This is a genomic window from Flavobacterium sp. KY-23415 (assembly GCF_055384985.1).
On the sequence record NZ_AP044001.1, the window covers coordinates 274,548 to 288,547 of the forward strand.

Annotated in this window: 15 protein-coding genes and 2 tRNA genes; 9 read left to right on the top strand and 8 right to left on the bottom strand. The window is 31.5% G+C overall.

Annotated elements, in window-relative coordinates; translation table 11 throughout:
* Positions 1–39 precede the first annotated feature (39 nt).
* The 8 genes from ACZ49Z_RS01280 (at position 40) to ACZ49Z_RS01315 (ending at position 7,756) form a co-directional block, all read left to right on the top strand.
* The gene (locus ACZ49Z_RS01280) at positions 40–936 is read left to right on the top strand and encodes a DMT family transporter (protein ID WP_464306397.1); all 897 of its coding nucleotides are present in this window, start codon (positions 40–42) and stop codon (positions 934–936) included.
* 155 nt (positions 937–1,091) lie between these two features.
* Positions 1,092–1,802: an aquaporin Z gene (aqpZ, locus tag ACZ49Z_RS01285; protein WP_464306398.1), complete on the top strand. Its 711-nt coding sequence runs from the start codon at positions 1,092–1,094 to the stop codon at positions 1,800–1,802.
* Between the two features lie 67 nt (positions 1,803–1,869).
* On the top strand, positions 1,870–2,472 hold the full coding sequence (locus tag ACZ49Z_RS01290; protein WP_464306399.1) for an alpha-ketoglutarate-dependent dioxygenase AlkB family protein: 603 nt from the start codon (positions 1,870–1,872) through the stop codon (positions 2,470–2,472).
* 140 nt (positions 2,473–2,612) lie between these two features.
* On the top strand, positions 2,613–2,894 hold the full coding sequence (locus tag ACZ49Z_RS01295; RefSeq protein ID WP_464306400.1) for a DUF2805 domain-containing protein: 282 nt from the start codon (positions 2,613–2,615) through the stop codon (positions 2,892–2,894).
* Positions 2,895–2,988: 94 nt separating this feature from the next.
* Positions 2,989–4,848, top strand: a complete 1,860-nt coding sequence (locus ACZ49Z_RS01300) for a M61 family metallopeptidase (RefSeq protein ID WP_464306401.1) — start codon at positions 2,989–2,991, stop codon at positions 4,846–4,848.
* A gap of 86 nt (positions 4,849–4,934) precedes the next feature.
* The gene (locus ACZ49Z_RS01305; RefSeq protein WP_464306402.1) at positions 4,935–6,239 is read left to right on the top strand and encodes a DUF819 family protein; all 1,305 of its coding nucleotides are present in this window, start codon (positions 4,935–4,937) and stop codon (positions 6,237–6,239) included.
* 26 nt (positions 6,240–6,265) lie between these two features.
* Positions 6,266–6,982, top strand: a complete 717-nt coding sequence (locus tag ACZ49Z_RS01310; RefSeq protein ID WP_464306403.1) for a DUF4369 domain-containing protein — start codon at positions 6,266–6,268, stop codon at positions 6,980–6,982.
* Positions 6,983–7,189: 207 nt separating this feature from the next.
* Positions 7,190–7,756, top strand: a complete 567-nt coding sequence (locus tag ACZ49Z_RS01315; RefSeq protein ID WP_464306404.1) for a hypothetical protein — start codon at positions 7,190–7,192, stop codon at positions 7,754–7,756.
* A gap of 54 nt (positions 7,757–7,810) precedes the next feature.
* On the opposite strand, the gene ACZ49Z_RS01320 is transcribed toward ACZ49Z_RS01315, so the two are convergent.
* From ACZ49Z_RS01320 to idi, 7 genes are all read right to left on the bottom strand, one after another.
* Positions 7,811–7,884, bottom strand: a tRNA-Thr gene (locus ACZ49Z_RS01320).
* Positions 7,885–8,014: 130 nt separating this feature from the next.
* A tRNA-Thr gene (locus ACZ49Z_RS01325) sits at positions 8,015–8,088 on the bottom strand.
* A gap of 83 nt (positions 8,089–8,171) precedes the next feature.
* Positions 8,172–8,441, bottom strand: coding sequence for a hypothetical protein (locus ACZ49Z_RS01330; protein WP_464306405.1), 270 nt, complete (start codon positions 8,439–8,441; stop codon positions 8,172–8,174).
* A 58-nt stretch (positions 8,442–8,499) separates the two neighbouring features.
* Positions 8,500–9,465 (bottom strand): type I phosphomannose isomerase catalytic subunit, encoded by a 966-nt coding sequence (locus tag ACZ49Z_RS01335; protein ID WP_464306406.1) that lies wholly within the window; start codon positions 9,463–9,465, stop codon positions 8,500–8,502.
* A gap of 35 nt (positions 9,466–9,500) precedes the next feature.
* Positions 9,501–9,956: a peroxiredoxin gene (locus tag ACZ49Z_RS01340; RefSeq protein WP_464306407.1), complete on the bottom strand. Its 456-nt coding sequence runs from the start codon at positions 9,954–9,956 to the stop codon at positions 9,501–9,503.
* Position 9,957: 1 nt separating this feature from the next.
* Positions 9,958–10,368: a 6-pyruvoyl trahydropterin synthase family protein gene (locus ACZ49Z_RS01345; protein ID WP_464306408.1), complete on the bottom strand. Its 411-nt coding sequence runs from the start codon at positions 10,366–10,368 to the stop codon at positions 9,958–9,960.
* A gap of 22 nt (positions 10,369–10,390) precedes the next feature.
* Positions 10,391–10,918, bottom strand: a complete 528-nt coding sequence (gene idi, locus ACZ49Z_RS01350; RefSeq protein ID WP_464306409.1) for an isopentenyl-diphosphate Delta-isomerase — start codon at positions 10,916–10,918, stop codon at positions 10,391–10,393.
* Between the two features lie 322 nt (positions 10,919–11,240).
* On the opposite strand from idi, the gene ACZ49Z_RS01355 reads away from it, so the two are divergent.
* The gene (locus tag ACZ49Z_RS01355; RefSeq protein WP_464306410.1) at positions 11,241–11,687 is read left to right on the top strand and encodes a cold-shock protein; all 447 of its coding nucleotides are present in this window, start codon (positions 11,241–11,243) and stop codon (positions 11,685–11,687) included.
* Between the two features lie 72 nt (positions 11,688–11,759).
* On the opposite strand, the gene recQ is transcribed toward ACZ49Z_RS01355, so the two are convergent.
* A complete protein-coding gene (recQ, locus tag ACZ49Z_RS01360; RefSeq protein WP_464306411.1) occupies positions 11,760–13,955 on the bottom strand; it encodes a DNA helicase RecQ in 2,196 nt (731 codons plus the stop codon).
* Between the last annotated feature and the right edge of the window lie 45 nt (positions 13,956–14,000).

Genomic DNA, 14,000 nt, shown 5'->3' on the forward strand with positions numbered 1-14,000 from the left:
CCTTTGCCTTATATTTGCGCCCCTTAAAAAAATATGAAAATGTCAAAGAATGAATTAATTAAAGGAGTTTTTTTAGTTGGATTAGGAGCGACAAGCTATGGCATGCTCGCAACTGTAGTAAAACTAGCCTACAAAAGTCAAGAACAATACACTACTGCCGAAGTAACAACCTCTCAATTTATTTATGGAATCCTAGGAATGTTACTAATTAATTTATATCAAAAATTCAAAAACAAAAACAACGTTGTAAAAGCCAGTACTAAAAACATATTCCATTTAATGCTAGCTGGTACTTCATTAGGAATGACAAGCGTTTTTTATTATTTATGTGTTAAATACATAGATGTTTCTATCGCAATTGTTTTATTAATGCAAACCGTTTGGATAGGTGTATTAGTAGAGTGGTTCATTGATAAAAAAGCACCATCAAAACAAAAATTTATAGCCGTTCTCATAGTACTTATTGGAACAGTGTTAGCAACAAACCTACTTTTCAGCAAAGTGGAACTTAACTGGCTAGGTCTTTTCTGGGGCATACTTGCTGCAATTTCTTTCACTACAACCATGTTCACAGCAAACAAAATCGCCACTAATATTTCATCTGCTCAACGAAGCTTATACATGCTTTTTGGTGGAGCAATTATTGTTTTATTATTTAGTCTTTATACACAAAAAGAGCCATTTAATTTTTCAATTTTTGGTTATTTTGGGATTTTCTTAGCACTTTTTGGAACAATAATCCCACCTGTTTTAATGAATGCTGGTTTTCCAAAAACTGGTTTAGGACTTGGAAGTATCATCTCCTCATTAGAACTACCTGTATCTGTCTTAATGGCTTATTTTCTTTTAAATGAGACAGTTGTTTTTTCACAATGGATTGGAATAACATTAATAATAACTGCCATTATTATCATGAATATTACATTTAAACGGTAAAAACATGTTCTTCGTCGATGTTTTTTAAACAATTCTTCTTTTAATTTATTCCGAGGAGTCTTTTTTTAATAAATTTATTTCAAGTATTTTTTTTAACTGATAATAATCAGTTTCTTAAAAAAGATAATAAAAAAAACAATTAATAAATTAAACGAATGAAGATTATGAAAAAATTATTTGCAGAATTTTTCGGAACTTTTTGGCTAGTATTTGGAGGATGTGGTAGTGCGCTTTTTGCAGCTGGAATTCCAGATCTTGGGATTGGGTTTGTTGGTGTATCCCTAGCATTTGGGCTAACAGTCCTTACCATGGCTTATGCAGTAGGACACATTTCAGGAGGACATTTTAACCCCGCTGTCTCAATAGGTTTATGGATTGGTGGTAGATTTCCTATTAAAGATCTTGCACCTTATATTGTTTCACAATGTGTTGGTGCAATTACCGCAGCTGGAATATTATACCTAATATTGTCAGGAAAATCTGGTTTTGAAATAGACCCAACACAAGCTGGCGCTTTTGCTTCTAATGGTTATGACTATTTCTCACCTGAAGGCTACTCCATTACTTCTGCTTTTATTGCAGAATATGTTCTAACATTATTTTTTCTAATTATAATATTAGGAGCCACAGATAAATTTGCAAATGGAAAATTTGCTGGGTTAGCGATTGGATTAGCCTTAACATTAATACACCTTATTAGTATTCCTATTACCAACACATCTGTAAACCCTGCTCGATCATTATCACAAGCCATTTTTGTTGGTGGAGAACCTTTAGCACAATTATGGCTGTTTTGGCTAGCACCTATCTTAGGAGCAATTACCGCAGGACTCATTTATAAAAACTTCTTAGAAGACAGCAAATAATAAATCTATTTTTAATATATTTAGAGAGCAATACAATTAATGTGTTGCTCTTTTATATTCACATAATATGTTAGATTTATTTCCAAATGAAAAGATTATTCTTAATCTACCAGATGCAACTTTTGAATATTACCCAAACTTCTTTGATAAAGAAAAAGCAGATTTACTTTTCAAAAAGCTCTTTAAAGATACACCATGGCAACAAGACACAATCACACTATTTGGAAAAACGCATTTACAACCCAGATTAACTGCCTTATATGGCAACGAAGGAAAACCATATTCATATTCAAACATCGTAATGCATCCGCACCACTGGACCCCAACATTAATGCATATCAAAAATGAAATAGAAAACATAATAAATCAAAATTTCACAACAGTCTTATTGAACCTATACAGAAACGAGAAAGACAGTAACGGTTGGCATGCTGATAATGAAAAAGAATTAGGAAGAAACCCCATAATAGCTTCGTTAAGTTTAGGAGAACACAGAACCTTTCAACTTAAACACAATGAAAAAAAAGAAGCAAAACAAAATCTAATTTTAAACCATGGCAGTCTGTTATTAATGAAAGAAGGGAGTCAAATTCACTATAAGCATCAACTACCTAAAGCCAGTTCTTCTAAAAAAGATAGAATAAATTTAACATTTAGAACTATAATTTAAAAAATTAACAATAATTATAAATTTTTACACAGCGAATTAACAAATTGTAAAAAACGAATATATTTTATAATATTTAATATTTTTTTAGTAATATTGAAGTGTATAACATTAATTAAAATTATAGATTAATTTTTCATCTAATGAAAAAAGACAAAATTTCAGAATTAGACAGTCAGACAATTGAAAGAATTGTGAGTATGGCACAAGAGGAAAAAAAACCTTTTGAAGTGTTAAAAGAAGAATTTGGAGTTTCTGAAAAAGAAGTTACCGAATTAATGAAGAAAAAATTATCGAAAGATAATTTTGAAATTTGGAAAAAGAAAGCAATCGCAAGCAAACCAAAGCCTAAACCGTTAAAATTCGATCCTCTACAAGACGATGATTTAGATAGTAAATATTATTTTAAAAATAAATTCGATTAAAAAGACTAAAAGCCTCCAATTTTTGGAGGTTTTTTTATTCATCTGTAACAAATGAAATATATTTGCGACAGATATAAATATCAAAAAGATTAAAATGAAAAAAATATTCCTAAGCCTTGCTGTTGCAAGTTTTATTTGGAGCTGTAAAACATCTCCTTCTAGCACAAAAAAAGATAATGTTGATGTTTTAATTGATTTAGTAAATGTAAAAGATGACAAAGTAATGGTAAGCATTACTACACCCACTTTCACTACTGAAACAACAACTTTCAATATGCCAAAAACAGTTCCCGGAACCTATTCTGAAGACAATTATGGTAAATTTATTGAAAACCTACAAGCTTTCGACGCAAACGGAAATGGATTAACCATAACAAAACTAACAGAGAACACTTATAAAATTAGTGACGCTACCAAATTATCTAAAGTTACTTACTTAGTTAATGATTCTTTCGACACTGAAAAAGGTGGTGGATTTGGTCAAAGTAACGATGTATTTTCTCCAGCAGGAACAAATATCTTAGCAGGTGAAAACTTCATGTTAAACACACATGGTTTTATAGGCTACTTTGAAGGCAAAGAGTCTAGCCCATATAAACTAACCATAACCCACCCAGCCACTCTACAAGGTGTTTCTGCCATGATTGACACAGATAACAGCCCAGATAAAGATGTTTTTCTTTCTAAAAGATATGCAGAATTAGTTGATATGCCCTTAATGTATTCTAAACCAGACATTACCAATTTTATGGTTGATGATATGGAAATTATCATCAGTGTATATTCTCCAACTGGTAAATATACAGCTGCTGACATCACACCAAATATGGAAACCATGATGAAAGCCCAAAAACGTTTTCTTGGACCAATAAATTCTACTAAAAAATATGCAATTCTTTTATATCTTTCTGAAGCAAACGAATTAGATGCTAAAGGATTTGGAGCCCTAGAACACACAACATCTACAACTGTTGTTATGCCAGAAGGAATGGCATTAGAAGAACTACAAGAACAACTAAAAGATGTTGTTTCTCATGAGTTCTTCCACATAGTAACACCATTAAGCGTTCATTCAAACGAGATACATTATTTCGATTTCATAAACCCTAAAATGTCTGAACACTTATGGATGTATGAAGGAGTTACAGAATACTTTGCAAACCTGTTTCAAGTAAATCAAGAATTAATTGATGAAGTTGAATTCTACGAAAGAATGTCACAAAAGATTCAACAATCAAAAATGATGAATGATAAAATGAGCTTTACTAAAATGAGTAAAAACGTACTTAAAGCTCCTTACAAAGACCAATATATTAACGTATATCAAAAAGGTGCTTTGATTGCAATGTGTATGGATATCATTATTAGAGAAAATAGTAATGGAGAAAAAGGAATTTTGAATCTTATGCAAGATTTATCAAAAGAATATGGTAGTAAAAAACCATTCAAAGACGAAGAATTATTTGCTAAAATCACCTCACTAACATATCCTGCTGTTGGCGAATTCCTAAACAAATATGTAGCTGGAGAGACCCCAATCCCATATGAAGATTTTTTTAATAAAATGGGCGTAACAAAAATAACTACTGAAGTATCTGGAAATGCTTTCCTAAAAAACATGCAAATTCCATACATTAGTGTTGACCCTGCTACTAGAGAATTCTTCTTTTTACCAAGCATTGAACCAACAGATTTCATGACAAATTTAGGAATTCAAGGAAACGACAGACTATTATCTGTAAACAATGTAGAAGCTAACATTCAAAATATTGAGAACATCATCGTATCCTCTTTAAACTGGAAAGATGGAGACCCAATTACCATTAAAATTAAAAGAGACGGCAAAGAACAAGAAATAAAAGGTACTGTAAAATTACCAAAAGAAAGTAGAGAAGGTTTCCAATCAACAGACGAAACCAAGAAAAGTCTTAGAGATGCTTGGCTAAAAGGCTAACACCTCACGTTAAGAATTTTAATCCTCAAAACACAAATGTTGTTTTGAGGATTTTTTTTATTATTTTGCGCTTAAATTTTAAAAAAATGCACAATCCTCCTTTTTTTACAGACGATACAATTGTATTTGGATTACTAATGCTCCTTATCGGAATTGTTTTTCACACTTCCTCTTCCGAAGACAAAGCATTAAAAAAATTCTACAATATAGTCCCAGCACTTTTAATTTGCTATCTACTTCCTGCTATATTTAGTTCATTCCATATTATTGCACCAGAATGGGAAGAAATTGACACTGCTGGAAAAGTTATTAAAAAAGAATCCAACATATACCATATAGCTAGTAGATATTTACTACCTGCTGCTCTAGTTCTAATGACATTAAGCGTAGATTTAAAAGCATTACTTAATTTAGGATACAAAGCAGTTCTTATTTTTCTTGCAGGAACCCTAGGCATAATTATCGGGGGGCCAATTTCCATATTAATCGTATCAATTTTTTCGCCAGAAACAGTTGGAGGAAATGATTTTGATGCTGTTTGGCGTGGATTATCAACCATTGCTGGAAGCTGGATTGGCGGAGGTGCAAATCAAGCTGCTATGTTAGAAATATTCAAATACAATCAATCCAAATATGGAGCAATGGTTTTGGTAGATATTGTAGTTGCAAACATTGGAATGGCAGCCTTACTATATGGAATTGGTAAAAAAGAAATAATAAATAAATGGCTAAAGGCAGACAATTCTGCAATTCAAGAACTACAAGATAAAGTTTCCAATTATCAAGAAAGCGTAAAAAGAAATCCTTCATTATCAGATTATATGATTATTATAGCAATTGCATTCACATCTGTTGGATTATCACATTGGGGATCCAAAATTGCCTCCGATTTTTTCAAAAACACCTTTGAAGCCGTAAACGACCCTAAAAATTTTGCTTCAACATTTGGAGGCACATTTTTTTGGATGATCACAATTGCAACCGTAATTGGAATTACTCTTTCTACTACCAAATTAAAAACCTATGAAGGAGCAGGAGCAAGCAAAATTGGAAGCATATTCATATATATACTTGTTGCTTCTATTGGTATGAAAATGGACTTAACAGCAGTTTTTGACAACCCTGGATTAATTGTCGTAGGAATTATTTGGATGATAATTCATTTTATTATCATATTTGCGTTCGCAAAACTAATTAAAGCTCCCTACTTCTTTATCGCAGTAGGAAGCCAAGCTAATGTTGGTGGAGCTGCTTCTGCACCAATTGTAGCAGCTGCATTTCACCCATCATTAGCAAGCGTTGGCGTTCTTTTAGCAATATTCGGATATATTGTAGGAACATATGGAGCCATACTTTGCGCTTTTCTAATGGAAACTGTTTCACCAAAATAAAAAATAAATTAACACCAATACATACAATGAAAAAAATATTGCTTTTAGGAATTGGCCTATTAACTTTAATCGCTTGCGACAAAAAAGAAACTCCAGAAGGAAGTTTACATTTAACTGGAAACATTAAAGGACTTAGCCAAGGAAAACTATACATTCAAAAAATAAAAGACACTTCTTTTGTCGTTTTAGACAGTATAACCTTCAAAGGTAACTCACATTTTGAAACCACAATTAAACTAAAAAACCCTGAAGTATTATACTTATTTCTAGACAGAGGACAAACCAACTCAATAGACAATAATCTATCTTTTTTTGCAGAACCAGGTGATATGAATATTGACACTAATCTTAAAGAGTTTTACGCTTCTGCAAAAATAACAGGTTCTAAAAATCACGATTTATTAACAGACTTCAATAACTTTAAAGCTAAATTTAACGATAAAAACTTAGATTTAATTGAAAGAAAAATCAAAGCTGGCAATCAACTAACACCAGAAACTACAGACAGTATCAATAAAGAGTATCAAAAACTATTAACAAGAAAATATCGCTACACAGCTAATTTTGCAGCAACTCACGGAGATTATGAAGTAGCTCCATACTTAGCACTTACAGAAATTGGAGACATTAACATCGCCTATTTAGATACCATTTCAAAAAAACTTTCACCAAAAGTGGCAAAATCTAAATATGGCCTTTTACTTAAAAAGCATATAAAAGAAAGAAAAGTAAACGAACAATAATGTATATAAAGGTAGATGAAAAAATCATTTACCTTTTTTTTTGCTTTAATATTTTTTAATCAAATAAAAAGCTATTTTTAATTAAATACAACCGCATAAAGTAACCATAAAACAAAATTCAATATTAAACTTAACCAAAAAACGCACACAGGTAACAATTATTAAAATCCACCTCTTTTTCAATTAATTAAAACACAAATAAAACCAATGATTAAACACTTCTTTATCATTCTATTTTTAAGCACTATTTCATACTCTCAAAATTACAGACTCATTAACAAAGCTGAAAGACTCCTAAATAGCAATGCTCCAAATTTCAGAAAAATAGATAATTTACTAGAACGAGCTTCAAAATCTAATTACGGATTCTGTGCAAATGCAAAAGGCATTGCCTTAAGTGAGATCGAATATTTAAAAGCAAAAAAATATTTTATAAAAAAAGAATACAGTAAATCCTTAACACTTTTAGACTCAAATACTGTTTGGTCTAAACCCAACTGTTCAGACTCTTTAAAAGTATTATGCTTAATTAAAATACATGGAAAAGAAACAATTCGAGATTTACTTTTAGAACACAAAAACAAATCAACCTCTTCTTGTGCAAGCAAAAACTATAACACAATATGCTTAGAACTACAAACAATCGATTACACATTTTGCTTTCATGATCAAAACAAAGGATTCTCAAAAGAAAAAGAAACAATCTTAACAACTATCAAACACACCAATTTTTACACACTATTATTTGATAACAATCCTAATACAGAAATCTAAAAAAAAATTCATAAAAACAAAAAAGACTATCACTTCTGATAGTCTTCAAAATAGAGCCGATGGAGGGACTCGAACCCACGACCTGCTGATTACAAATCAGCTGCTCTAGCCAGCTGAGCTACACCGGCAACTCTATTGCTTTAATGCGGTGCAAATATAAGTTAGTTTTTCATATTTGCAAAAAAAAACATAAAAAAAAGATACAATTTTTCTTCTTTTTAAAAAGAAAGACCATCACTTCTGATGGTCTTTAAATAGAGCCGATGGAGGGACTCGAACCCACGACCTGCTGATTACAAATCAGCTGCTCTAGCCAGCTGAGCTACACCGGCAACTCTATTGCTTTAATGCGGTGCAAATATAAGTCAGTTTTTCATATTTGCAAAAAAAAAGCAATTTTTTTATCGATTTTTTTCTAATTCAATCCGTTGATTTTTTCAACTATTTGATTAGCAACAACTTCAAAATCTTTACGAATTTGAGAAAAATGAGCTTTTTTATTCTCTACATTTTTTTGACCAATTTTCGTTACGAATCCATCATATTTTTCATAAATTTCATCAATAATCGCATCAGTTTGTTCTGTAGGTTTTCCTCCATTAGTCATTTCCCATACATAAACGATGTTTACTAAATCACCTAAAACATAGTTGATTTCTTTTTTCAAGTTTTTAACGCTTGCCATTTTATATTTATTTAAAAATTCTATGCAAAATTAAGCAATATATTTTAATGAATCTGAATTAAATAGAAATTTCTAAAATAGTTGCATTTCCTTTTAAAGTTACGTCCTCAATTATAGCAGGTAACAAAACTGTTTCTCCTTTTTTAAACGAATATTGCTGATCTTCATAAAAAAGCTCAAAAACACCTTCTGTACACATTAAAACTGTAAATGCTTCTGCTTTTTTCCCCCACACAACATCTCCATCTAAAGGCAAAATACTTGTTTTAAAATAAGGACATTCTACAACCTCTGTTAATATATTTTCTTGAAGATTAAAATCTTTTTTAGCATCTGTCGTATTATAATTTATTGCATCTAAAGCTAATTCTGTATGCAATTCTCTTCCGTTACCATCTGCATCCACTCTATCCCAGTCATATATCCTGTATGTAATATCGCTGGTTTGCTGAATTTCAGCAATTACTATACCAGCTCCAATAGCATGTATTGTACCGGTCTCTAAAAAGAAAACATCTCCCTTTTTAACCGGTATTTCATTTAAAATAGAAACAAGTGACTTTTTTTCTAAATGCTCTAAATATTCTTCCTTATTTGAATTCTCTTTAAAACCAACAACAATCCGTGCGTTATCATCTGCCTGCATTACATACCACATTTCGGTTTTTCCAAAAGAATTATGTCTTTTCTTGGCTAACGCATCATTTGGATGTAACTGGATAGACAAATCTTGTTGTGCATCAATAAATTTAAAGAGTAACGGGAACTGATTACCAAATTGTTCAACTACCTTTTTTCCTAAAAAGGAAGTTCCATACAAATCTATAAGTTCATTTATATTTTTCCCTTTTAATGAACCATTTTTCACAACACTAACATCATTTGGAACCGTTGATAACTCCCAACTTTCACCAATATTATTCGAATCAAATTCTTTATTCAAAAAAGAATTCAATTTTGTTCCTCCCCAAATTCTTTCTTTAAGAATAGGCTCAAACGTTAAAGGATATAATTTCATAGTCATTGTAAAAATTTATAAAGATTTGGGATAATTTAAAGTCATGTATTTAGTAATCGTAAAACCTCTTTTGCTTTTTGAATGTGACCATTAGCTTTCATACTATTAAAAACCATTTGAACAACACCTTCTTTATCCATAACATAAGTAACTCTACCAGGTATTAACCCAAAAAGACTGGTTGGCACACCAAATAGTTTTCTTATCTTCTTATCGCTATCGGATAACAAAATAAAAGGCAACTTATATTTTTCAGCAAATTGCTCATGAGAAACTTCCGAATCACCACTAACGCCAATAACTTCCGCACCCAAGTCTCTAAAATCACTATATTCATCCCTAAAACCACAAGCCTGAGTAGTACAACCTGGAGTATTGTCTTTAGGGTAAAAATACAAAACAATAGATTTTCCTTTATAATCTGACCAATTAAAAACCACACCATTTTGTGTCTTCGCAGAAAAATCAGGCACTAAATCTCCTTTTTTCAAAGCCATATTATTTCCCTTTATAGGTTACAAAATTCCTAGGTGTTTCATACAAAACAACCTCTACATCTTTATCCTCAGTTATAAATGGTCTCAACTTTTGCCAAATTACAACTGCAATGTTTTCTGCTGTTGGATTTAAATCTTTAAATTCTTCAACATCTAAATTTAGATTCTTATGATCGAATGCATTTTCAACATGCTCCTTAATTAAATCTGAGAGAATTTTTACATCAATCACAAAACCTGTCTCTTGATCAATTTCTCCAGTAACACTAACGATTAATTCATAATTATGCCCATGAAAATTAGGATTATTACATTTACCAAAAACTTCATTATTTCTTTCTTCTGTCCAATCTTTTCTATACAATCTATGAGCGGCATTAAAGTGAGCTCTTCTTGAAACAGTTACTTGCATTTAAGTATATCTTTTACTTTTATTATATTTTATGACCCTCTAGATAATGATAAAACTCATCAAAAATAATCTTGAACCAAACTGTATATTCGTCTGGATTAATAATCATATCTTCCTTAACATCTTCAATCCTCATCCACTTCCAGCTTTCAACCTCATCCCTATTTATTTCAGGTGCTTCATTATAATAACCAATCATTACATGATCTAACTCATGCTCTGTTAAACCATTATCAAATGGTGCTTTATAAATAAAATGAAAAAGCTCTTTCAAATCAGCCACAAATCCCATTTCTTCCATTAGCCTTCTTTTTCCTGCTTGAAGATTAGTCTCTCCAGGTCGTTGATGACTACAACAAGTATTTGTCCACAACAAAGGAGAATGATATTTATGAGCTGCTCTTTGCTGAAGCATTATCTCATTATTCTCATTTAGAATAAATACTGAAAAAGCCCTATGCAACAACGCATGCTTATGAGCTTCAATTTTTTCCATCAAACCTATTGGCTCATCATTAATATCTACTAATATTACCTTTTCTTCTTTCATACCTAATTATAATAACCCAAAAGTACAAAAAAAGTTTGGCTTTTAGCCCTATTTTTAGATTTGAGAGAAGTTTAACAATTGTGTAAGCATTAAAAAGAAAAGCCAAAAAGCAAGTATTTTCAATACAAATAAAATATTGAATATCAAAATATTAAATATAGAAGCAAACCTCAAATTATTATTGTACCTTTGTAGGATTAGGAAATAATTAAGGTTGATTTTAAAACAACATTAGTATCTCTAATTTAAAGGAATTTAATCACAATCACAGTAATACCCTTTTATTTTCTAAAATTAATCACATAAAATCATAAGTAAGTTAATGGCTAGACCTCAAGAAACATTTAACAAAAAAGAGCAAGAAAAACTTCGTGCTAAAAAAAGAAAAGAAAAACAAGAAAAGAAAGAAGCTAGAAAAGCAAATCCAAAATTATCAGGAGAAGATTTGTATGTATATGTTGACGAAAACGGACATCTAACAAGTACTCCCCCAGACCCTTCTAAAAAAATCATCGTAGATGCAGAAAGCATTGAAATTGGAATACCTAAAAAAGAGGACTTGGAAGAAGTGGAAACTGAAAGAAAAGGAATTGTTGATTTCTATGATACTTCAAAAGGATTTGGCTTCATTAAAGAAACAGACTCTGACAATAAATTTTTCTTTCACGTTAAAGGTTTGATTGATGAAGTTAAAGAAGGCAATAAAGTTACCTATGAACTTGAAAAAGGACTAAAAGGGATGAACGCAGTGAGAGTCAAGAAAATTTAACACCTAGTTTTTTCACCATAAAAAAATCCCTCATTTACAATAAAACGAGGGATTTCTATTTCTTACATATAATTAATTAGCTACTTCCGAAATAAATTTAATTCGCATTAAACGCAATTCTTCTGTATCATACTCTCCATCAAATTCCGATAGCGCATCCTTGATATTATCCGATTCAGATTCCATAAAATAATCGTGAATTTCCTCTTGTTGATCTTCATCTAGAATATCATCTACCCAATAACTAATATTCAATTTAGTTCCAGAATAGACTATCTGCTCCATTTCTTTCAGCAAACCATCCATATCTAAACCTTTTGCTTTAGCAATATCATCCAAAGCCAGTTTTCGATCTACATTCTGAATAATATATAATTTCAAACTTGAATTTGCACCTGTAGATTTAACTACTAAATCATCTGGACGAATAATATCGTTGTCCTCTACATATCTTTCAATTAACGCAACAAAATCTTTTCCATATTTTTTTGCTTTACCTTCACCAACGCCATGAATATTTCCCAACTCTTCCACTGTAATTGGGTACTTCAAAGCCATATCCTCTAATGAAGGGTCTTGAAAAACAACAAAAGGAGGCACACCTAATTTTTTGGCAACCTTTTTTCTTAAATCTTTCAACATAGACATTAAAGCTTCATCTGTTGTTGCAGTAGATTTTGCTGCTGCCACAATATTTTCATCTTCAGCTTCACTATATTCATGATCTTCAGACATTAAGAAACTCTGAGGATTATGAATAAAATCATGCCCTTTATCAGTCAGCTTCACAATACCATAGGTTTCTATATCTTTCCTAATAAGACCTGCAACCAAAACCTGCCTTAGCAAAGCCATCCAGTAACGTTCATCGAACGAACTACCTTTACTAAACAAAGGCTGAGCATCAATTTTATGTGCTTTAATTACAGCGTTCACCTTACCCACAAGTGCCAAAATAACTTCTTTCGACTTAAATTGCTCTTTAGTTTCCTTAATAACTTTCAGCAGCAACTCTACTTGATTTTTGGCTTCAATTTTTTTCTTAGGATTGCGAACATTATCATCCATATCTGCACCTTCTCCTGTTTCAGAATCAAATTCCTCACCAAAGTAGTGTAGCAAATATTTTCTTCTAGACATAGATGTTTCAGCATAAGCCACCACTTCTTGAAGTAATGCAAAACCTATTTCTTGTTCCGCAACAGGCTTTCCAGCCATAAACTTCTCTAATTTTTCAATATCTTTATATGAATAATAAGCTAGACAATGCCCTTCTCCTCCATCTCTTCCTGCTCTTCCTGTTTCTTGATAGTAGCTTTCTAAAGATTTTGGAATATCATGATGTATCACAAAGCGCACATCTGGTTTGTCTATCCCCATTCCGAAGGCAATAGTAGCCACAACAACATCTACATCTTCCATTAGAAACATGTCTTGATGTTTTGCCCTTGTCTTAGCATCTAGTCCTGCATGATAAGGTACTGCGCTCACTCCATTCACTTGAAGCAATTGCGCAATTTCTTCAACTTTTTTCCTACTTAAACAGTAAATAACTCCAGATTTTCCTTTGTGTTGTTTTATAAAACGAATAATATCGGATTCGATATTTTTTGTTTTAGGCTTCACTTCATAGTACAAATTTGCTCTATTGAAGGAAGCTTTAAAAGTGTTTGCATTTGGCATATCTAAATTTTTTAGAATATCCTCTTGCACTTTTGGTGTAGCAGTTGCAGTTAATCCAATAATTGGAACATTTCCCAATTGTTTGATTATGTTTTTAAGATTCCTATATTCTGGCCTAAAATCATGACCCCACTCAGAGATACAATGTGCCTCATCTATGGCAACAAATGATAATTTTACGCCTCTTAAAAATTGAATATACTCCTCTTTGGTTAAAGATTCTGGTGCCACATATAACAACTTGGTCAACCCTGAAGTGATATCACTTTTAACTTGATTAATCTCTGTCTTAGTTAAAGAAGAATTTAAAACATGGGCTATTCCTGCTTCTGAACTTAAACCTCTTATGGCGTCAACTTGATTTTTCATAAGAGCAATAAGCGGAGAAACTACTATTGCAGTTCCTTCCAAGACTAAAGCTGGCAGTTGGTAACATAAGGATTTTCCACCACCTGTAGGCATAATAACAAAAGTATTATTGCCGTAAATGATGCTGTTAACAACTTGTTCTTGAAGTCCTTTGAATTGGTTAAACCCGAAATATTTTTTTAATTCTTTGTGTAAATCAATTTCGTTTGGTTTCATTCTTTATTAATATGATTTTACCTAAATTTGCAATTATAAAGATAC